Here is a 19,891-nt window from a genome sequence, read left to right on the forward strand (position 1 = left end):
CTACAAGAACAACAGCTTGTGTGTCATCTCAAGTAGGATGTAGTTTAGATTGTAGATTTTGTGCAACGGCTAGGTTAAAGCGAATGAGAAACTTAAATCCAGACGAGATTTATGATCAAGTTGTTGCAATAGATAATGAAAGTCGTTTATACCATGGTAGACCTTTAAGTAATATTGTATTTATGGGAATGGGAGAACCGCTTATGAATTACAATAATGTTCTTAAAGCTATTGATAAAATTACTTCAACAGAAGGTTTAGGAATGTCACCTAAGCGTATTGTAGTTTCTACATCTGGTGTGCCCAAAATGATAAAGAAAATGGCTGATGATGAGGTGAAGTTTAAGTTAGCTGTGTCATTACATTCTGCTATAGACGAAGTAAGGACCTCTATTATGCCATTTAATGCAACTTTTCCTTTGAGCGATTTACGAGAAGCTCTACAATATTGGTATTCTAAAACAAAGAATAGAATTACTTATGAATATGTGGTTTGGGATGGTATTAATGATAAACGAAAAGACGTTGATGCTTTAGTAGAATTTTGCAAGTTTGCACCTAGCAAAGTAAACCTAATAGAGTATAATCCTATTGATGATGGCGAATTTCAGCAAGCAAATTCTAAAGCTTTAGATATGTATGTAAATATTCTTGAGGTCAATAATATTACGGTTACCGTAAGGCGAAGTAGAGGTAAAGATATTGATGCCGCTTGTGGTCAGTTGGCAAATAAAAATTAATCATAAAAAAAGCGGCAATTGCCGCTTTTTTTATGATTAATATAAATCTACATTACTCTTTAGTAACTCTAATAGTTTGAGATTTATTTCCAGAAGTAATTTTAACTAAATATAGTCCTTGAGATAAGTTTTCTAAATTAATTCTTGAATTTAAAATTTCATCACTATTAAAAATAGCAGTTTGCTTACCTAAAAGGTTGTAAACAATAATGCTGTCTATATCATTAGCAGATTTAATGTTTAAGAAGTCTTTTACAGGGTTAGGATAAACACTAAAAGAGTCTAATTGGTTATCTTCAACAGATAATTGAGCAGCTGTTGTAAAACTTCCAACTACACCAGGTGTAGTTCCTAAGCAATTATAAGAATCAACACTCCAGTAGTAAGTAGTGTTTAAAGCCAAGCCAGTTATTGTACCTCCATTTTCAAAATTGTTGAATTCTTGAGTTGGTGGATTAGCAGTACCAAGTTTTAATGTGAAATTAGCATTAGGATCTGATGATGCCCAACTAAAATCTACACTATTGTCTGGAGCAAATACAGCTACATTCATTGAACCATCAGCTGGTTCAGCAATAGTAGCTGCGCTAGGTGCAGCTGTTTCTGTACAAGCTTCAGTAGTGAAACTAAAAACAGGACTGGCAGTTGTACCTGCACAATTAACAGCTTCAATAAACCAATAATAAGTTGTGTTTGGAGCCCAGTTAAAATTAATTGAATTTCCAATATCAAAACCAGTTATAGTTCCTATGTCGTCTCCAGCTGTATTAGTACCTAAACTAATATTATAACTATCGGCAGCATCTCCCATAGCAGCTGGTGCCCATTCAATAGGGCCTAAATTGTTTGTAGCTCCATAATTAATAGCAACTCCTGTAGCTCCATTTGCTGGTGCAACAGCAGAAACTGCATTTGGAGCACTAACTGTACATTGAAATACTGAAATATTGTCTATAGACCAAGAAATAGACCAGTTACCAGTCCATACAAAACGTATTTGTGCATTACTTACACCTACTAATTGAGGAACATCAAATGTTTGGTTACCAGAAACAGTCGTGTTTGGTGTATTTCCAGCTGCTGTAGCATATGTTTGAAGTGTAACCCAAGAAGAACCATTGTAAACTTCAATAACACCTAATCCTCCAAAGTTTCCATTATATACAGTGTCAAAGCTAAGGGTTACAGAAGTTAAACTAGAACAATCAAAAACAGGGCTTGTTAAAGTTGTGTTTTCAGCAGTACTGTTGTTTCCGTAGCCATCACTATCCATAGTAGCATAATTTCCTACAGCACCATTGTCATAGACTAAGCTATTTCCGGCAGTAAAACCACCAGCTTCTCCAGTATTGTCAATAGTCCAAACTTCACCATTAGCAGGTGTAGCTAAATCTTGAACTGTCCAGCCACTAACGGTTGGGAAACTAGTACCTGCTTCAAAATCTTCTGTTAAAACAGTTTGGGCAAACATTAGACTCGAAGAAAAGACTAATGCAAATAGTAAAGTAATTTTTTTCATAAAGTTTGTTTTTAGATTAATAATCGATAAAGTTACAAATAATTGTTCACTCAACGTATTAAATTTGTATTATTAAGCTTTTGTTTATCTAAAAATTCTTTATTCGTAGCTTTGCAATGTTTTCGATGCTATTACGAAATGAGCTTACCAAAGCAATAAGTTTTAACCTACAAAAATTTATATGAGCCAATTCCATCTGAAAACTTTAAAACAATGAAAAAAAACAGATGAAGATAACCGAACAGATAAAGCAACCAATAGCCTACGAAATGGATCTTTTTGAGCAAAAGTTTCAGTTGTCTATGGCAAGTAAGGTGGCTTTGCTTAATAGAATTACGCACTATATTGTTAATAGAAAAGGAAAGCAAATGCGACCTATGTTTGTTTTTCTGGTGGCTAAAATGCTAAAAAATGGTGAAGTTAGTGAGCGTACCTATAGAGGTGCTTCGGTTATTGAGCTTATACATACTGCAACTCTTGTGCACGACGATGTCGTAGATGATAGTAATAGACGTCGTGGTTTCTTTTCTATTAATGCACTTTGGAAAAATAAAATAGCAGTCTTAATTGGTGATTATCTATTGTCTAAAGGCTTGTTATTATCTATTGATAATAATGATTTTGATTTGCTTAAAATTATTTCTGTAGCTGTACGTGAAATGAGCGAAGGTGAATTGCTTCAAATTGAAAAAGCAAGGCAGTTAGATATTACAGAAGCAGTTTATTACGATATTATAAGACAAAAAACCGCAACACTTATTGCGGCTTGTTGTAGTTTGGGTGCAGCTTCTGTAAAGCCAAATTCAGATGAGGTAGAAAAAATGCGCAAGTTTGGAGAACTTATAGGTATGGCTTTTCAGATAAAAGATGATCTATTTGATTATGGTGAAGAAAAGATAGGAAAACCTACAGGTATTGATATTAAGGAGCAAAAAATGACTTTACCTTTAATACATGTACTAAACAATTGCACAAAAAAAGAAAAGTCGTGGTTAATTAATTCTGTTAAAAATCACAACAAGGATAAAAAACGAGTAAAAGAAGTTATTGCATTTGTAAAATCTAATGGCGGATTAGATTATGCGATTTCTAAAATGAAGAATTTTCAAGAAGAAGCTTTAAGTATTCTTAGTGATTATCCAAAATCTCCATACAAATCTTCTTTGGAGCTCATGGTGAATTATGTAATCGATAGAAAAAAATAAACTATAACAGTCACTTAATCAGTTGTTTGTTTTTATTTTTTAATTTTTCTTCTCTCTTCAGACAACCATTGTTATAACATTTGCGTCTATATTTATAGAAGTGCAATAGTAAGCAGTTAAGATGAAAGTTATTCAACTTCATAATTCCGATAAATCTCGAAATGAGATAAAACTTATACAAAGGGCAGCGAAAAATAATCGCGAAGCACAACATGTATTGTATGAGTTATATGCGCCAAAAATGTTAAGTGTTTGTAGGTATTATATAAAAGATGTCTATAAAGCAGAAGAGGTGATGTTGAATGGGTTTTTTAAGGTCTTTAAGTATATCAATACATTTAAAAATAAAGGCAGTTTTGAGGGTTGGGTGAGACGTATTATGGTAAGAGAAGCAATTTCTTTTTTAAGACAACAAAAGCATATTGAGTTTGCAACTGAGGATGATTATTTAGAACATGATTATACCAATAACATAAAGACCAATATTGAAGTAGCAGAAATTCAACAGTTAATAGATAGTCTACCAGAAGGTTATAAAATGGTGTTTGTAATGTATGCCATAGAGGGCTATAAGCATAATGAGATTGCAGAATTGTTAAGCATATCAGAAGGTACATCTAAGTCGCAATTGTTTAAAGCAAGACAAATGCTTCAGAAAAAAATAAGACAATTAAATAATAGTAGTTATGGCACCAATTAAATTTGAAGAACAACTAAAAGATAAGCTAGAGAAACGAAGCTTACAGCCATCTACAGATAGTTGGGCAAAACTATCTCAGCGATTAGATACTGAAGAAAAGAAATCTAAAAGTGCATGGTTTTGGTGGATGGGTATTGCTGCAGGATTAATTATTATGCTAGCTGTAGTGGTTCAAACCTTCGGGTCTAAAAATGCAGAAGAAATTTCTCCGAAGTTAGTAGAGGAACCAGTTGAAAATATTAAAGAAGAACAAATACTAAATTATAATAATACAAAAGCTACAGAACTTGCTTCTGAAAATAATATAGAGGAAACAAATTCAAATCAAAAAGAAGACATAACAAATCTTCAAATTATAAATTATAAAGCGGTTAATCAAAAGAAAAAACATACACGATTAGCAACTAAAAATATAATAGAAGAACCCGATTCAAAAACAGCAATAAATTTTAATGAAGAACAAAACTCTATAGCAAAACAAGCAATAATAGATAAAGATGCTGTTGATCAATCTATAAAATCGTTAGCAACTGATAATGCTTCGGTAACAGATAAAGAAGTAGATTCTCTTTTAAAATTAGCAAGCAAAGAACTATTTAAAGATAGACTTCAAAAAGAAAGTATTAATACTACTGTAGATGCAGAATCTTTATTAGATGACGTAGAAGAAGAAATGGGACAGTCTTTTAGAAGTAAAGTTTACGAAGTACTTAAAGATGGTTATAAAACCGTAAAAACAGCAGTGGTACAGCGTAATAATTAAAAAATCAAATTAAATAAATATAAATCATCAAAAAACGAACAATTATGAACACAATTACACGATTGGTAGTATACGCCATTATTTCAATAACATTTGCCATAGCACAAGGGCAAAACAAAAAATTAGACTCAATTAGGAAAGCTGAAGTAGATTATAAGATTATGAATCTTGAAACTGAGAAATCTAAAATAGAAGCGCAAGAACGCGATATTCTAAAATTAAAAATATCTAAGATTAATAAAAGATTAGATGATAAAGAAATTACGGTAGAGGAGGCTGAAAATTTAAAGAAAGAAGCAGCAAAAACGGCAGCACTTAATATAGAAAATAGAACCCAAATCATTGATAGTAAAATTGCATTGCTAAAACGAAATGGATATAACTCATATCAATACACAAGAGATGACGATGAGCGCGTGGCTATAAGTTTAGGCTCACACGGATTGCATATAGATTTGTCTAAAGATAAAGATAAGACACCTCCTAAGTATGATATTCGTACAACAAATAAACTACTTTTTGCTATTGGATTTAATAATGCCATAGGTGATGGTCAAGGATTAGATGATTCTCCATACAAATTAGGCGGATCTGGCTTTGTAGAATTAGGTTGGGTGTGGCAGACGAGGCTTTTTAAAACTTCTAATTTTACGAGATTAAACTATGGGTTCTCTTTTCAATACAACAAGTTAAACATAAAGGATAATCAATATTTTGTACAAGATGGAGATGAAACTACATTACAAGAATTTCAATATGATATTAAAAAAGCTAAGTTTAGAGTAACTAACTTAGTGTTTCCTGTGCATCTTGAATTTGGATCATCTACTAAACGCGATTATGGTGATAGAGTAAGATTTTTTGAAGACGGTCACTTTAAAATTGGTCTTGGAGGTTATGGTGGTGTAAGACTAGCTTCACAGCAAAAAATAGTATATAAAGATGAAGATGGTGATAGGGTTAAAGATAAAGAAAGGCGCAATTTTAATGCTTCAAACTTTGTGTACGGATTAAGTGGTTATATTGGTTTTGGTGATTGGTCTATCTATGCAAAATATGATTTAAGTCCGCTTTTTAAAGATCAGGCATTTGAGCAGAATAATATTTCTTTAGGTCTTAGATGGGATCTCGACTAAAACAATTTTTTCATCAATCAATTTTTGAGTTTTTAAAAGCCTTAATCTAGAAATAGATTTGGGCTTTTGATTTTTACAGATTTATTTAAAGAAGAATAATTATTTATAGCGATATTTCTAAAACAAATAGTTTATCTTAAATTTACATCCTTGTCATTCCTGCAAAGGCAGGAATCCATAAAATATAAATAATTCTAACGATAGATTCCTGCCTTCGTAGGAAGTAGTATGATTTCACAAAACACCATATCACAAGTTTTTGAAACCGCTCGAGTAGAAGAGGTTATTGGCGATTTTGTACAGCTTAAAAAAGCTGGAAGTAACTTTAAAGGTTTAAGTCCTTTTAGTGAAGAACGTACACCAAGTTTTATGGTGTCACCAGTTAAGCAAATCTGGAAAGATTTCTCTACAGGTAAAGGAGGTAATGCAATTACCTTTTTAATGGAACACGAGCATTTCACTTATCCTGAAGCTATAAAATATTTGGCAAAAAAGTATAATATAGAGATTGAGGAAACTGAGCGTACAGATGAAGAAAAAGCTCAGGCAGATACCAGAGAGAGCTTGTATTTAGTGAGTGAGTATGCTAATGAATATTTTCAAAAGACTTTACACAAAACAGATCAAGGAAAAGCTATAGGTCTAAGTTATTTTAAAGAACGAGGTTTTACTGAAGCTATAATAGAAAAGTTTCAACTCGGTTATTCTTTAGGTGAATGGCAAGCGTTTACAGATGGTGCTCTGGGTAAAGGTTATCGGATAGAGTTTTTAGAGCAAACAGGGCTTACTATTGTTAAAGACCAAAAACGTTTTGATAGGTTTAAAGGTCGTGTAATGTTTCCTATTCATAGTATGAGTGGGCGCGTACTTGGTTTTGGTGGCCGTATTTTAACTAATGATAAAAAAGCTGCTAAATACCTTAACTCTCCAGAGAGTGAAATTTACCACAAAAGTAAAGTGCTTTATGGTTTGTATTTTGCTAAGCAGACTATAGCAAAAGAGGATAATTGCTTTTTAGTTGAAGGTTATACAGACGTGATTCAGTTTTATCAAACCGGAATTAAAAATGTTGTGTCGTCTTCTGGTACAGCTTTAACTTCTGAACAAATAAGACTCATTAATAGACTTACAAAAAACATTACAGTGCTTTTTGATGGCGATGCTGCTGGTATTAGGGCTTCTATTCGTGGTATAGATTTAATATTAGAGCAAGGTATGAATGTTAAGGTTTGTACTTTTCCAGATGGTGAAGATCCAGACAGTTTTGCTAAAACAAATACTCTAGAAGAGCTTACAACTTACCTTAATGAAAATGCTAAGGATTTTATTCAATTTAAAGCATCTCTTCTGGTTAAAGAGGCTAATAAAGATCCTATAAAAAAGGCAGAAACAATTCGAGAAATTGTTAATAGTATAGCTAAAATTCCAGACGCTATAAAACGCGAAATATATGTGAGAGAATGTGCGTCTATTATGGATATTAGTGAAAATGTGTTGTTTAGTACGTTAGCACAAATCAATAAAAAAGAATTTCAGGAAGCTAATAAAAAACATAAGCAAGAACAAAAAGCTTTTGAAGTAGTTAGACATCAAGCAGAGCAAAAGAAAAGAATAGATGTTCAGTATGAATTAGAACGGAAAATTATTGAAATATTAATGCTCTATGGTGATAGAGTAGAGCAGTTTGAAGATTTGGTTTTAAAGGAAGATGAATCTTCTGGTGAATTACTATTAGAACCAGAAATACACGAAGCTCGTGTATTTGAAAAAATTTATCTCGATCTTCAGGAAGATGAAATGATGTTTTCAAATGAGCAATTTAGGGAATTATATTATTCAATTATAGACAAGCTAAACCAGGATGAAAATTTTTCGACTAAAAATTTCATCAATCAACTAGATCAAAAATCTGCAAGCGAAGTCACAAGTATTTTAATGGAGGATGAAAAATACAACCTCCATGATTGGGAACGTAACCAAATAATCCCTAAAGGAAAGGATCATTCCGTTTCTCAATTGGTAAGCCAAACCATTTTAAGTTTACGATGCTACCTTATAGACCAAAAGGTTGCTGAGTATAAAAACGAAACCTTAAAAGAAAATGCAGATACGCGTTCTATTATAGAAGATGTAAAAGATTATTTAGGGCTTAAAATGCTCTTATCTCGTAAACTTGGAAAAGTAATTGGTGGCTAACGCTAATTATTACGTTAAGTTGTGATGCTTTGCTTGATGGATTAAATCTACAATATTATTTACGTTAAGCTTCTTAAAGAGCCTTGCTTTGTAAGTACTTACAGTTTTTTCGTTAATATCTAATTCTTCAGCTATTTCTTTATTTTTTCTACCAATGGATAATAGCTTTAATACCTCTACTTCTCTTGTCGATAATTTTTTAAACATACGACTTCTGCTCTTACGAGTGTCTTCGTAGCGTAAATGTTTATCCATTTTTTCACTGAGATAAACTTCTCCTCCGTGAATTTTTCTAATAGCAGTTTCAATAGTTTCAGTATCTGCAGTTTTATTTAGATATCCTGAAGCGCCTGCTTTAAGGGTGCTTATAGCGTAGATTTCTTCGGGCTGATGGCTAAACATCAACACATTGATAGATTTATTTTCTTTTTTAATAGCTCTAAGAGCAGTTATTCCATTAAGTTCTGGTAAGTCAATTTCAGATATAATAACATCAACTTCATAGCGTCTTACAAATTCGAAAATTTCTATTCCGCTATTTAACTTACCTACAACTTTTAGGCCTGGTTTACTGCTTAAGAACAGTTCTAATCCTGTTCTTATAATAGGGTGACTGTCAACAATTAGAATGCGTATCATGACAATTGATTTTAATTTGGTTAGGGTTAATCAAAATGATGACAAATTTCTAAGTCTAGAGGATTTTGCCTTACAAAAATAGTTAAAAATTTAATATTTACGCCATATTATTTAATAAAATTCAATGATTATCTTAAAATTTTAGGAATTTCACAAACAGGAATAGGATTCATTTTGTGCTGATTTCTAGTGTTATAACTCATGAAAATGTTAAATACTTCTTTTTTTCTGTCAGTAAAATCAACAGCAGTTTTTCCTTGATCCTTCATTTTCATAGCCCATTCTAATTCAGGATAAGTTGCTCCAATTTGATCTTCATCGCTTCTGGCGTCTCCAAATAAACCGTCGCTTGGTGCTGCTTGTATTATAGATTTAGGTACTTTTAAATATTCACCTATTTCATAGACTTCAGATTTTAGTAAATCGGCAATTGGGCTTAGGTCAACACCTCCATCACCATATTTTGTGTAGAAGCCTACTCCAAAATCTTCTACTTTATTTCCTGTGCCTGCTACTAAAAGACCTTTTAAGCCAGCATAGTAGTATAGTGTTGTCATGCGTAAACGAGCTCTAGTGTTTGCTAAAGCCATATCTACAATGGCTTGTTTTCCTTCTAAGCTAACTTCGGTTTTAAATTCTTCAAAGACAGGAGTTAAATCTACTCGAACGTCACTAACGTTAGAAAAACGTTTTTTTAATAAGGCAATATGTTCTTGAGCTCTTGTAACATGGCTGGCAGCCTGGTGAATAGGCATTTCTATACATAATAGATCTAAGCCTGTTTTTGCACATAGTGTTGAGGTTACGGCAGAATCAATTCCGCCAGATATCCCTATAACAAATCCGTTAACTTTGGCTTTGGTTGCATAATCTTTTAACCAACTTACAATATAGTCTATTACCTTTTCAGTATGCATAATATTTAAGATTTAAAACAAAGAAATGTACATTTGCACAACAAAAATAACGGAAACGAGTTAGGATTAAAAATGTTTCGTAAAATGACATTAAGAATTATTATATTATCAATATTGGGACTTTTTTTTGTGTCTTGTAATGAGGACTCTAAGTTAGAAAATGAAATTTCTAATATTGATTTAGATTTTGTAGTTGAACGCTTTGATAAAATTGAATATGCTGCAAGCCCTAAAGATTTACCTAAGTTAAAAGAAACATTTCCTTTTTTGTTTTCGAAAAAAATACACGATTCGGTTTGGGTTAATAGGCTAGAGGATACTTTGCAAAATGAAATATTAACCGAAGTGAATAAGGCGTTTAATGATTTTAAAGAAGCTGAGACAGATTTAACCAGATTGTTTAAACATCTAAAATATTACGATAAGGTTTTTTCTGTGCCTAGAGTAGTTACGCTTACAAATTATGTTCAATATAGAGATAATGTAATAGTTACAGATAGTATTGTGCTAATAGCATTAGATAATTATTTAGGTTCTAATCATAAGTTTTATGTAGATGGTGGTATACCAGCTTATATTTCTTCAAATATGAAGAGCTCTCAGATAATTTGTGATATAGCTGAAGCCTATGCAGAGAAGTATACATTTCAAACTAATAGAAGTACACTTTTGGACGAAATGATTTATTATGGTAAGTTGCTTTACTTTAAAGATGTAATGATACCATTTAAATCTGATGCTGAAAGAATTGGTTATACAGATCAAGAATTAAAATGGGCAGAAGCTAACGAAAGCCCTATTTGGAGTCATTTTATAGAAAAGGAAATGTTGTATAGTACAGATAGTAAGTTGCCAAGTCGATTTATAGCAGATGCACCTTTTTCAAAATTTTATTTGCAATTAGATAATGAATCACCAGGCCGTTTAGGGCAATACATAGGTTGGCAAATTGTTAAAGCTTATGCTAAAGCTACAGATGAAGATGTGATGACTATACTAGAGAAAGAACCAGAAGAGATATTTAAAAAAGCAAAATTTAAACCAAGAAAGTAATGCCTAAAACCTTAAAATCTAAAATAGAATTAAACGTAGAACTTGATGAGAATAGAGTACCAGAAAGACTAAATTGGTCTGCACAAGATGGAGGTGTAAATAATAAAGAAGCCAAAGCTCTTATGTTATCTGTTTGGGATAGTGATGCGCAAGAAACACTTAAGATAGATTTGTGGACTAAAGATATGCCAGTAGATGAAATGAAGCAGTTTTTTCATCAAACTTTAGTAACTATGAGTGATACATTTTTTAGAGCTACACAAGACGAAAAAATGACCGCTACAATGAAAGATTTTTGTGACTATTTTGCGGAAAAGTTAGAGTTAAAAAAATAAAAACCTTTTAAGGTAATTAATTACCTCCAGATTTATAAAACGGATTAATATTAAAGCAGTCGGCTTTATCAACATTTGCGTAATCTGGGTTTTGTCTTTTAAATCTTAAAAACTTTGAAGTATCGTAGACTTCCCAAATGGTTAGTTTGTTGTTTTTACCTGCTTTAGATTTTAGATCAATTTTGTGCTGAGCTATCATTTTGTCTACAACCCCTTTATCGCCAATTCTCATTTTTTTACTTGAGCTGTGACCTTTATTGATGTGCTTAACAATCCAATAAAACCTTACGGTTTTTGGAGTAGGATGTATGGTAGCTTCTTTAGTTTTGGTGTTTGTTAGCATTTTTCCCTCTGCATTATTGTGGTAGGTGTAGGTCTCAGTAAGGTTATTATTTTCTTCAATTTCAGAAGTCTTTGGTAAATCGCCAAGATTTTCGTGTCTTAGAAGGGTAATGATAATAAGCTTATTGTTTGTTTTTACTTCTGTAACAAACCTACCAACAGGAATGTCGTGAAGAGGGATTTTAGTTTTCTTATTATTTATAAGGTACACTTTCTCAAAATCATTATTAAATATTTCTACTTTATCTATGGTATAATCACCTTTAAGGATAAGGGTGTCTTCTGTTTTGTTTAAACTGTGATGTAGCTCTGTTGCTCTGTAGTTTATATTCTTTAAAAGTGTTGATTTTTGACCGTAAATAAACGAAGTCAATAATAAAAGAAGTATAGTGTATTCTTTTTTCATGTTAAGTAGGTTTTTGTTTTTTGGGAAACAAATAATCTCTAAAAGATTAGTATTTATAGTGTAAAGTTAGAGAGATGTGCTCTCTCGTTAAAAGGATATAGTTGTATGGTGTTTTTTTAAGATAAAAAGAAGGTGGTTTCGTTATAAAACCAAAAATTAAGTTGAACTGAGTGTGAGGTTTCTGGTAGGCTTTTAAGGTTTGGTTGTTAGATGGTTATGCTAAATGAAGTGTTTAAATAAGTTTTGAAATCTGATTTTGGTGCTTTTTTTAATATATGATTTGTCCATGCAATGCGTTCATGGTTTATGACTTCTAGCTCTCAAATGCATGGAGCTAAACCATCTCCAGATATTTTTTTAAAACAAATTGTTATTACATAGATAATGTTTTGGTAATATACGTGTGCAATTTGTAGCTTATTTTTGTAAAGCTATTAATCATTTAAAACATTAGTTAGGCCATCGTTTGAGAAGGAAACTAGTGTTTTTATTTTTCGGTATTGTAAACTACTTCACCATTAAAGATAGTCATAATAACCTTAGTGTTTAAAATTTTGTCTTCGTCAATAGTCATTATATCTTGGTCGTAAATTGTGAAATCTGCCAATTTTCCCGCAGATATAGAGCCTTTTATGTCTTCTTCAAAAGCACCATAAGCAGCATCTAAAGTGTAAGACTTTAAGGCTTGATCTCTGGTCATTTTTTGGCTAGGTTCATAACCATCTTCAGGTGTTCCTTTTAAAGTTTTTCTGCTAACACTTGCGTAAAAACTAGCAATAGGGTTTATAGGTTCTACAGGAACATCTGTGCCATTAACAATAGGTACTCCGCTTTGTAATAACGTTTGCCACATGTAAGCTCCTTCTTTAATACGTTGTTCTCCTAAGCGATCAATAGCCCAAGGTCTGTCGGAAGACATGTGTACAGCTTGCATAGCAGGAATTACTTTTAGTTCTGCAAAGCGAGGAATGTCATCAGGATGCAAGTGCTGTGCATGTTCTATTCTAAATCTGTGATTAGAAGTTGATTCTGGTAATTCATTAAAAGCAACTTCATAACGGTCTAAAATTTCTCTATTAGCTCTATCTCCAATAGCATGCGAGCAAACTTGAAATCCGTGTTTAAGTCCATTGATCGCAGTTTTTCTTACAAATTCCATGGGTAAGGTTTCATGGCCATAATGATCTGGTCGGTCTGTGTAAGGTTTTAAAAGCCAAGCGCCACGCGAACCTAAAGCACCATCGCAATTTAATTTTATAGACCTAATGGTAAAAAGATGTTCGTCATCTATCATGATCCCCTTTTTGTACCAGGAGTTTAGTAAATCCTCATCCCAACCAGTAAGCATAGCATAAATACGAGTTTGCATTTTGCCTTCAGATTTCATTTTTTCATATAACTCAATAGTTTCTTTAGGTATGCCTGCGTCATGAAAACTTGTGATGCCATTTTTATGACAGGCTTTAACAGCTAATTCAAAAGCTTTAATGTCAGTTTCTAGAGTTTTTTCTGGTATGTGCTGTGTTATTATGGTTTGCGCTATTTCGTTAAAAACACCAGTTGGTCTTCCGAGTGCATCCACAAGAACTTCTCCTCCTTCAATGTTATATTTTTTAACACCATCTAAGGCAAGATTTTGTAATCCTGCAATTTCCATGGCTTTTGCGTTTGCAAAACCAGCATGTCCACTAGCGTGTCTTAAATAGACAGGGTTGTTTGGTGAAACTTCACTTAATAAATGATGGGTTTGAAATCCGTTAACTATTTCGGCTGGCATGCTATCCCATTTACTTTGATGCCAACCACGACCAAGTATCCATTCACCTGGTTGTGCAGTTTTTACACGTTCTGCTACGGCATCTATAATAGCCTGATAACTTGTTGTGTTTATAAGGTCTAAATTTAGCTCGTTATAGCCTAAACCCATAAAATGGCCATGGCCTTCTATAAAGCCAGGAGTCATTGTTTTGCCTTTTAAATCTAAAAGCTTAGTTTGGTTGTTTTTGTAAGTCTCGGCTTCTTCTAAACTTCCTGCAAACAGAATTTTATTGTCTTTAATAGCTACAGCTTCTGCAGTTGTATTTGTTGAATCTACGGTATAGATGGTTCCGCCATAGATAAGCATTGATGCAAATTCTTTTTTAGAACTAGAGCATGATATGCAGAAGAAAAACAATAAAATAAAACTTAAGAAAGCAATTTTTTTTAATTTCATGTTGGTGAGTTTAGAAGCTGTAAAATACAAATTTAAAAAAGACTAAATCGTGTTATGTTTTGTTCAATAAAATTATGGTTTAAGCTTCAAAAGCTTTTCTAATATAAAAGCACACATTTTAAAGCAATAATTTTCATTAATACTAAATAATTACTTTTTGTTTATAGGTTAATATTATTTTTTAAATTAGTCTTATGAGAAAAATTCTTTTTGGAGTTGTTATCACACTTGTAGTGTTATTTAGTTTTAAATACTGTGATGATAAGAATGAGGATAAAGTAACAATTCAAGAAAACACAGCCTTAATAAAAGAGCAAATAAAAAATGTAGGTAAATTAATTGTTACGGAAGGGCATTTTAGCGAGGTGTTTACTTATAAGAGTTCTAAAGCTGTTTTTGCGGATTTAATGGAGGCTAAAAAACAAGCTGTAGTTATTGTTAATGCAGATGTTACTGTAGGTTACGATTTAAGTAAAATAGAATATAAGATAGACGAAGTTACCAAGACCTTACAGATTTTAAGTATTCCAGAGGAGGAAATTAAGATTAATCCAGATATTGAATATTATGATATTCAAGCAGATTTTTTAAATCAGTTTGAAGCCAATGACTACAATAAAATAAAAGATACTGTAAAAAAATCTTTAATGAAAAAAATTGAAGGTTCAGATTTAAAATCTAATGCTCAAAATAGATTAATAAGTGAACTTTCAAAATTCTTTATTCTAACAAATTCTTTAGGATGGACTTTACAGTATAATGAAACTCCAATACAAAACACAGAAGCATTACAATCTTTAGATTTTAAACTTTGAATAAAACATCTGAAACTAGGAAAGAAGAAATTGTAAGAGTAGCAGCTAAACTTTTTAAGAAAAAAGGATACAGCGCAGTAACTATGAGAGATATCGCCTCCGAGATGGGAATAAAGGCGGCGAGTTTGTATAATCATATTACTTCAAAACAAGATATTTTAGATGTTATTATAATTTCTCTTGCAGAAGCTTTTACTGAAGGTATGCAACAAATTCGATCTTCTGAAGAAAACTGTGTAGGTAAACTAAAACAAATTATTGAGCTTCATGTAAGGCTGTCAAGTCAAAATATTTATGGCATGGCTTCGCTTAATAATGATTGGATGCACCTTAAAGAAAAACGAGATTATTTTAAAAGATTGCGTGTAAATTATGAAGATGATTTTATAGATATTCTTAAAAAAGGAATTGCTTCGGGTGAAATTTTAGATGCAAAACCAGAAATAATGATGTTTTCTATTTTAACGACACTAAGATCACTTTACATATGGATACCGAAAAAGGAAGATTTAGATCTCGAAGAATTAATAGGTACGTTAAGTAAAATTCTTGTTAAAGGAGTTGCGTGCTAATTTAGATTCAGTCTGTATAAGATTGCTTAAAGACTGTGTTAATTTATATTTTATAACTTTGGCTTTAAACTAACAGGTGTTAGTTTTTTTGATATTATTATTTAAATGGCAGAATTTCATAAAATAAAAGTTGCAGACATCTATAAGGAGACTAAGGATACGTCTGTTATTACTTTTGATATACCTCAAGATTTAAAAGAAGATTTTGAATTTACTCCTGGACAACACTTAACCTTAAGAAAAGATATTAATGGCGAAGACATTCGTCGCTCATATTCTTTGTGTTCAAGTCCTTTAGAAGACCAATGGAAAGTAGCTGTGAAGCAAATTCCAGAAGGTAAATTTTCTACTTATGCTAATGAAACCCTAAAAGCAGGAGATGAGCTAGATGTGATGTCGCCAAGTGGAACTTTTGGAGTTGAATCCAATAAAGAGTTTAAGAAAAACTACTTGTTTTTTGCGGCTGGAAGTGGAATTACACCATTAATGTCAATGATTAAAACACATTTGGCAAATGAACCTAACTCTACGTGTAAGTTGTTTTATGTGAATAAAACCGTAAAATCCATTATCTTTAAGGAAGAGTTAGAGCAGCTAAGAAACACATATTTTGGACGTTTAGAAATTTATTATTTCTTAACTAAAGAACGTAGAGATATTGAGTTGTTCAATGGACGTTTTGATGACGAGAAAATGCAAGTACTAACGAAGACGTTTATTGATATTCCAGATACTAATGAAGTATTTCTTTGCGGACCAGAAAACATGGTGAACTTCGTAAGTGAATACCTTATAAATTCAGGATTGCCAAAAGAACTAGTTCATTTTGAACTGTTCGTAAAAGGTTTGTCTGAAGAAGATATTAAACGTGCTGAGCGATTAGCGCAACAAAACGTTGAAGGAACCGAAGTAACTATAGTCGATGGTGGTAAAGATTTCCATTTTACCATGACTAAAGAATATGATAACATACTTGACGCTGCACTTGGTGCAGGTGCAGATTTACCATTCGCTTGTAAAGGTGGTGTATGTAGTACCTGTAAATGTGAAGTGAAAGAAGGAACTGTAGAGATGAAAATTAACTACGCCTTAGAAGAATTTGAAGTCGCTAAAAATTGGGTGTTAAGCTGTCAAGCAGTACCAACTTCAGATAAAGTGGTAGTTGACTTTGATGTATAGAAAATTGTCATTCCTGTGAAGATAGGAATCTTTTAAAAACGAATAACAATTCACTAATTACTAAATTATGAGTGAAGCACAAATAAAAAGTTTAGAGGAAGAATTTGAAGCGCGTATTGCACGTGATGAAAAAATTGAACCTAAAGATTGGATGCCTGAAAAGTATCGTAAGACACATATTAGGCAAATGTCACAACATGCCCATTCCGAAATTATTGGGATGTTGCCAGAAGGAAATTGGATAACAAGAGCGCCTTCCTTACGTCGTAAAGTAGCATTGTTAGCTAAAGTACAAGACGAAGGAGGTCATGGGTTATACCTGTATAGTGCTACAGAAACCTTAGGGATTTCTAGAGATGAAATGTTTGAGCAGCTACATACAGGAAAAGCAAAGTACTCAAGTATTTTTAACTATCCAGCAGTAACATGGGCAGACATGGGAGCTATTGGCTGGTTGGTTGATGGTGCAGCTATTATCAATCAGGTGGCTTTATGCGGAACCTCTTATGGACCTTATGCACGTGCTATGGTACGTATTTGTAAGGAAGAAAGTTTCCATCAACGTCAAGGCTATGAAATTATGTTAACCCTATCTAAAGGAACGCCAGAGCAAAAAGCAATGGCGCAAGATGCTTTAAATAGATTTTGGTGGCCAGCATTGATGATGTTTGGACCTCGTGATGATGAATCGCCAAATACAGCACAATCCATGAAATGGAAATTAAAGCGTAAATCTAATGACGAATTACGCCAACAGTTCATTGATCAAACAGTTCCTCAAGCCGAATTAATTGGTTTAACTATCCCAGATCCAGATTTAAAATGGAATGAAGAAAAAGGTGGCTACGATTCTGGTGAAATCGATTGGGACGAGTTTTGGCAAGTCGTTAAAGGATATGGTCCTTGTAATAAAGAAAGAATGAAAGCAAGAGTTTCTGCTTGGGAGAATGGACAATGGGTTCGTGATGCAGCAATAGCTCATGCAGAAAAACAACAAGATAAAAAACTAAATAAGGCAGGATAATTATGAAAAAAGAATGGCCTCTTTGGGAAATCTTCGTAAGAAGTAAAAACGGATTAGAACATCGTCATTTTGGAAGTTTACATGCTGCTGATGCAGATATGGCTCTAGAAAATGCACGTGATGTATATACAAGAAGAAGTGAAGGCGTGAGTATTTGGGTTGTGGAATCTAAACATATTACAGCATCAAATCCAGAGCATAATGGAGAATTATTTGAGCCAGCTCAAGATAAAGTATATCGTCACCCAACATTTTACGATTTACCAGACGAAATTAAACATATGTAATGCAACGCATTACAATTCCCATGAAAATGGGAAACTATTACTATTTGTGGAACATAAAAAAGATTTCCACTTTCGTGGAAAATGAATATGAACAATAATTTATACAATTACATATTAGGTATAGCAGACAATAGCTTAATTCTTGGGCAACGTTTAGGTGAATTATGTGGTCATGGTCCAAGTTTAGAAACTGATATTGCCTGTACAAATATTTCCTTAGATTTTTTCGGGCAAGTACGTAGCTATTTTCAATATGCTGCACAGGTTGCTGGTGATGATCGTAATGAAGATACTATTGCAATGATGCGTACAGAGCGTGAATACGTTAATGTATTATTGGTTGAGCAACCTAATACAGATTTCGCCTATACTATTGCGCGTCAGTTTTTATTTGATGTGTATCATTATGCGTTCTTAATTGAATTACAAAATAGCAATGACGAAACATTAGCGGCAATCGCAAAAAAATCGCTAAAAGAAGTATCTTATCATTTGCGATTTTCAACCGATTGGATTAAGCGTCTAGGTGATGGTACGGAAGAAAGTCATGAGCGTATCCAAGCAGCAATTAACGATTTATGGACATATACAGATGAATTATTTCATCAAACAGATGCAGATAAGGCAATGATAGCTGAGGGTGTTGGTGTAGATACTTTAGAATTAAAAGAAGGTTACTATAAGCGAGTTGCTGAGGTTTTAGAAGAAGCAACTTTGCAGGTGCCAGATTTAAACTATTTCCAAAAAGGAGGAAAGCAAGGTATTCATACAGAGCATTTAGGTTATTTATTGGCTGAATTACAATATATGCAACGTGCTTATCCTAATATGACTTGGTAGTCATAAAAATAAGAGTATATCAATGATTGAACATGCCGAAATTAATAGCGAATTAATTCCAATTTTAGATCAGGTTTCTGATCCAGAAATTCCCGTTTTAACGATATTAGATATGGGCGTGATTCGTTATGCGAAGATCATTGGAGATAAAGAGGTGTTAGTTAAGATTACACCAACATACAGTGGTTGTCCTGCAATGGACGTTATTGGCGATGATATTACTAAAGCATTTAATGAAGCTGGTTACAAGGCAAAAGTGGAATTAGTTTTATCTCCAGCTTGGACAACCGATTGGATTACCGAAAGAGGAAGAACTGCTCTAGAAAAATATGGTATTGCTGCACCTTTAGATGCAGAAGCCGACAAAGCAGCGCTTCTTGGTGATGCAAAAATCGTAAAGTGTACCCTTTGTGGGTCTACAAATACAAAACTAGTAAGTCAGTTTGGTTCTACTGCATGTAAAGCATTGTTCCAATGTGAAGATTGTAAAGAACCGTTTGACTATTTTAAATGTTTAAAATAAGTGTCATTCAGAGCTGTCAGACTGAGCTTGTCGAAGTCAAAGTTAAGAATATCATTATGATTTTGCATTGCGTTCAATAATATAGAACAAATGCAAAATCTAAATATTAAATAAGATAAACGTCATTCCGAACGAAGTGAAGGAATCTCATCAAAAGATTGCCACGTCCTTCGTCCTCGCAATGACAACAAAAATAAGGTATGAGCAACAATTCAATTCTACTTAAAATTGAAAACCATATAGCGTACATAACGCTCAACAGACCAGAGGTCTTCAATAGCTTTAATCGTGAAATGGCATTAAGCCTTCAAAGTATTCTAGACGATTGCGAAAAAAATGATGAAGTAAGAGCTATCGTTTTAACTGGAAACGGAAAAGCATTTTGTGCAGGTCAAGATTTAAAAGAAGTTACTTCACCAGAATTAAATCCAGGATTCAAAAAGATTTTAGAAGAACATTACAATCCAATAATCCTTCGTATTCGA

Annotated in this window: 21 protein-coding genes; 16 read left to right on the forward strand and 5 right to left on the reverse strand. The window is 32.8% G+C overall.

Features of this window, described 5'->3' with window-relative positions; genetic code table 11:
• Nucleotides 1-740 (forward strand): 23S rRNA (adenine(2503)-C(2))-methyltransferase RlmN (rlmN, locus tag N4A42_RS03465; RefSeq protein ID WP_294069919.1); only part of this gene is annotated, 740 nt, incomplete at its 5' end.
• 52 nt (nt 741-792) lie between these two features.
• Here rlmN and N4A42_RS03470 read toward each other — a convergent pair.
• The gene (locus N4A42_RS03470; protein ID WP_294069921.1) at nt 793-2,259 is read right to left on the reverse strand and encodes a T9SS type A sorting domain-containing protein; all 1,467 of its coding nucleotides are present in this window, start codon (nt 2,257-2,259) and stop codon (nt 793-795) included.
• A gap of 227 nt (nt 2,260-2,486) precedes the next feature.
• Between N4A42_RS03470 and N4A42_RS03475 the strand changes: the two genes are divergently transcribed.
• The 5 genes from N4A42_RS03475 (at nt 2,487) to dnaG (ending at nt 8,259) form a co-directional block, all read left to right on the forward strand.
• Nucleotides 2,487-3,464, forward strand: a complete 978-nt coding sequence (locus N4A42_RS03475; protein WP_294069923.1) for a polyprenyl synthetase family protein — start codon at nt 2,487-2,489, stop codon at nt 3,462-3,464.
• A 121-nt stretch (nt 3,465-3,585) separates the two neighbouring features.
• Nucleotides 3,586-4,164 (forward strand): RNA polymerase sigma factor, encoded by a 579-nt coding sequence (locus N4A42_RS03480; RefSeq protein WP_294069925.1) that lies wholly within the window; start codon nt 3,586-3,588, stop codon nt 4,162-4,164.
• Nucleotides 4,151-4,927 (forward strand): hypothetical protein, encoded by a 777-nt coding sequence (locus N4A42_RS03485; protein WP_294069928.1) that lies wholly within the window; start codon nt 4,151-4,153, stop codon nt 4,925-4,927. Before N4A42_RS03480 ends, N4A42_RS03485 begins: the two co-directional genes overlap by 14 nt.
• A gap of 44 nt (nt 4,928-4,971) precedes the next feature.
• Nucleotides 4,972-6,063, forward strand: coding sequence for a hypothetical protein (locus tag N4A42_RS03490; RefSeq protein ID WP_294069930.1), 1,092 nt, complete (start codon nt 4,972-4,974; stop codon nt 6,061-6,063).
• Between the two features lie 228 nt (nt 6,064-6,291).
• On the forward strand, nt 6,292-8,259 hold the full coding sequence (dnaG, locus tag N4A42_RS03495) for a DNA primase (RefSeq protein WP_294069932.1): 1,968 nt from the start codon (nt 6,292-6,294) through the stop codon (nt 8,257-8,259).
• Nucleotides 8,260-8,268: 9 nt separating this feature from the next.
• Here dnaG and N4A42_RS03500 read toward each other — a convergent pair whose 3' ends face one another.
• Complete coding sequence (locus N4A42_RS03500) at nt 8,269-8,898, reverse strand: response regulator transcription factor (RefSeq protein WP_294069934.1); 630 nt, start codon at nt 8,896-8,898, stop codon at nt 8,269-8,271.
• Nucleotides 8,899-9,026: 128 nt separating this feature from the next.
• Nucleotides 9,027-9,815 (reverse strand): NAD(+) synthase, encoded by a 789-nt coding sequence (gene nadE / locus N4A42_RS03505; protein WP_294069937.1) that lies wholly within the window; start codon nt 9,813-9,815, stop codon nt 9,027-9,029.
• A gap of 84 nt (nt 9,816-9,899) precedes the next feature.
• Between nadE and gldB the strand changes: the two genes are divergently transcribed.
• Both gldB and gldC read left to right on the forward strand, forming a co-directional pair.
• The gene (gldB, locus tag N4A42_RS03510) at nt 9,900-10,868 is read left to right on the forward strand and encodes a gliding motility lipoprotein GldB (protein WP_294069939.1); all 969 of its coding nucleotides are present in this window, start codon (nt 9,900-9,902) and stop codon (nt 10,866-10,868) included.
• Nucleotides 10,868-11,203 carry a gliding motility protein GldC gene (gene gldC / locus N4A42_RS03515; protein WP_294069942.1) on the forward strand — a complete coding sequence of 112 codons (336 nt, stop codon included), beginning with the start codon at nt 10,868-10,870 and terminating at the stop codon, nt 11,201-11,203. Before gldB ends, gldC begins: the two co-directional genes overlap by 1 nt.
• A gap of 16 nt (nt 11,204-11,219) precedes the next feature.
• Here gldC and N4A42_RS03520 read toward each other — a convergent pair whose 3' ends face one another.
• Together N4A42_RS03520 and N4A42_RS03525 are read right to left on the reverse strand one after the other, a co-directional pair.
• Nucleotides 11,220-11,951, reverse strand: a complete 732-nt coding sequence (locus N4A42_RS03520) for a hypothetical protein (protein WP_294069944.1) — start codon at nt 11,949-11,951, stop codon at nt 11,220-11,222.
• Nucleotides 11,952-12,438: 487 nt separating this feature from the next.
• Complete coding sequence (locus N4A42_RS03525) at nt 12,439-14,166, reverse strand: amidohydrolase (protein ID WP_294069947.1); 1,728 nt, start codon at nt 14,164-14,166, stop codon at nt 12,439-12,441.
• Nucleotides 14,167-14,360: 194 nt separating this feature from the next.
• Between N4A42_RS03525 and N4A42_RS03530 the strand changes: the two genes are divergently transcribed.
• The 8 genes from N4A42_RS03530 to N4A42_RS03565 all read left to right on the forward strand — a co-directional run.
• Nucleotides 14,361-14,981, forward strand: coding sequence for a DUF4230 domain-containing protein (locus N4A42_RS03530; protein ID WP_294069950.1), 621 nt, complete (start codon nt 14,361-14,363; stop codon nt 14,979-14,981).
• Nucleotides 14,978-15,553 (forward strand): TetR/AcrR family transcriptional regulator, encoded by a 576-nt coding sequence (locus N4A42_RS03535; RefSeq protein WP_294069953.1) that lies wholly within the window; start codon nt 14,978-14,980, stop codon nt 15,551-15,553. Before N4A42_RS03530 ends, N4A42_RS03535 begins: the two co-directional genes overlap by 4 nt.
• A 105-nt stretch (nt 15,554-15,658) precedes the next feature.
• Nucleotides 15,659-16,732, forward strand: coding sequence for a 2Fe-2S iron-sulfur cluster-binding protein (locus N4A42_RS03540; RefSeq protein WP_294069956.1), 1,074 nt, complete (start codon nt 15,659-15,661; stop codon nt 16,730-16,732).
• A gap of 67 nt (nt 16,733-16,799) precedes the next feature.
• Nucleotides 16,800-17,756 carry a 1,2-phenylacetyl-CoA epoxidase subunit PaaA gene (gene paaA / locus N4A42_RS03545; protein WP_294069958.1) on the forward strand — a complete coding sequence of 319 codons (957 nt, stop codon included), beginning with the start codon at nt 16,800-16,802 and terminating at the stop codon, nt 17,754-17,756.
• A gap of 2 nt (nt 17,757-17,758) precedes the next feature.
• Nucleotides 17,759-18,043, forward strand: coding sequence for a 1,2-phenylacetyl-CoA epoxidase subunit PaaB (paaB, locus tag N4A42_RS03550; protein ID WP_294069960.1), 285 nt, complete (start codon nt 17,759-17,761; stop codon nt 18,041-18,043).
• 87 nt (nt 18,044-18,130) lie between these two features.
• Complete coding sequence (paaC, locus tag N4A42_RS03555) at nt 18,131-18,883, forward strand: 1,2-phenylacetyl-CoA epoxidase subunit PaaC (protein WP_294069962.1); 753 nt, start codon at nt 18,131-18,133, stop codon at nt 18,881-18,883.
• 22 nt (nt 18,884-18,905) lie between these two features.
• Nucleotides 18,906-19,406: a 1,2-phenylacetyl-CoA epoxidase subunit PaaD gene (paaD, locus tag N4A42_RS03560; protein WP_294069965.1), complete on the forward strand. Its 501-nt coding sequence runs from the start codon at nt 18,906-18,908 to the stop codon at nt 19,404-19,406.
• Between the two features lie 200 nt (nt 19,407-19,606).
• On the forward strand, nt 19,607-19,891 hold a 285-nt coding region (locus tag N4A42_RS03565), incomplete at its 3' end, for an enoyl-CoA hydratase-related protein (protein WP_294069967.1).

The organism is Winogradskyella sp., assembly GCF_025210595.1.
Taxonomy (GTDB): Bacteria; Bacteroidota; Bacteroidia; order Flavobacteriales; family Flavobacteriaceae; genus Winogradskyella.

Coding starts and splice junctions, on each gene's coding strand:
- dnaG (WP_294069932.1), top strand. CDS start 6,292: ATGATTTCACAAAACACCATATCACAAGTTTTTGAAACCGCTCGAGTA.
- N4A42_RS03530 (WP_294069950.1), top strand. CDS start 14,361: ATGAGAAAAATTCTTTTTGGAGTTGTTATCACACTTGTAGTGTTATTT.
- paaA (WP_294069958.1), top strand. CDS start 16,800: ATGAGTGAAGCACAAATAAAAAGTTTAGAGGAAGAATTTGAAGCGCGT.
- gldB (WP_294069939.1), top strand. CDS start 9,900: ATGACATTAAGAATTATTATATTATCAATATTGGGACTTTTTTTTGTG.
- N4A42_RS03470 (WP_294069921.1), bottom strand. CDS start 2,259: ATGAAAAAAATTACTTTACTATTTGCATTAGTCTTTTCTTCGAGTCTA.
- paaC (WP_294069962.1), top strand. CDS start 18,131: ATGAACAATAATTTATACAATTACATATTAGGTATAGCAGACAATAGC.
- N4A42_RS03480 (WP_294069925.1), top strand. CDS start 3,586: ATGAAAGTTATTCAACTTCATAATTCCGATAAATCTCGAAATGAGATA.
- N4A42_RS03490 (WP_294069930.1), top strand. CDS start 4,972: ATGAACACAATTACACGATTGGTAGTATACGCCATTATTTCAATAACA.
- N4A42_RS03520 (WP_294069944.1), bottom strand. CDS start 11,951: ATGAAAAAAGAATACACTATACTTCTTTTATTATTGACTTCGTTTATT.
- nadE (WP_294069937.1), bottom strand. CDS start 9,815: ATGCATACTGAAAAGGTAATAGACTATATTGTAAGTTGGTTAAAAGAT.
- N4A42_RS03485 (WP_294069928.1), top strand. CDS start 4,151: ATGGCACCAATTAAATTTGAAGAACAACTAAAAGATAAGCTAGAGAAA.
- N4A42_RS03540 (WP_294069956.1), top strand. CDS start 15,659: ATGGCAGAATTTCATAAAATAAAAGTTGCAGACATCTATAAGGAGACT.
- N4A42_RS03500 (WP_294069934.1), bottom strand. CDS start 8,898: ATGATACGCATTCTAATTGTTGACAGTCACCCTATTATAAGAACAGGA.
- N4A42_RS03475 (WP_294069923.1), top strand. CDS start 2,487: ATGAAGATAACCGAACAGATAAAGCAACCAATAGCCTACGAAATGGAT.
- paaD (WP_294069965.1), top strand. CDS start 18,906: ATGATTGAACATGCCGAAATTAATAGCGAATTAATTCCAATTTTAGAT.
- N4A42_RS03525 (WP_294069947.1), bottom strand. CDS start 14,166: ATGAAATTAAAAAAAATTGCTTTCTTAAGTTTTATTTTATTGTTTTTC.
- gldC (WP_294069942.1), top strand. CDS start 10,868: ATGCCTAAAACCTTAAAATCTAAAATAGAATTAAACGTAGAACTTGAT.
- paaB (WP_294069960.1), top strand. CDS start 17,759: ATGAAAAAAGAATGGCCTCTTTGGGAAATCTTCGTAAGAAGTAAAAAC.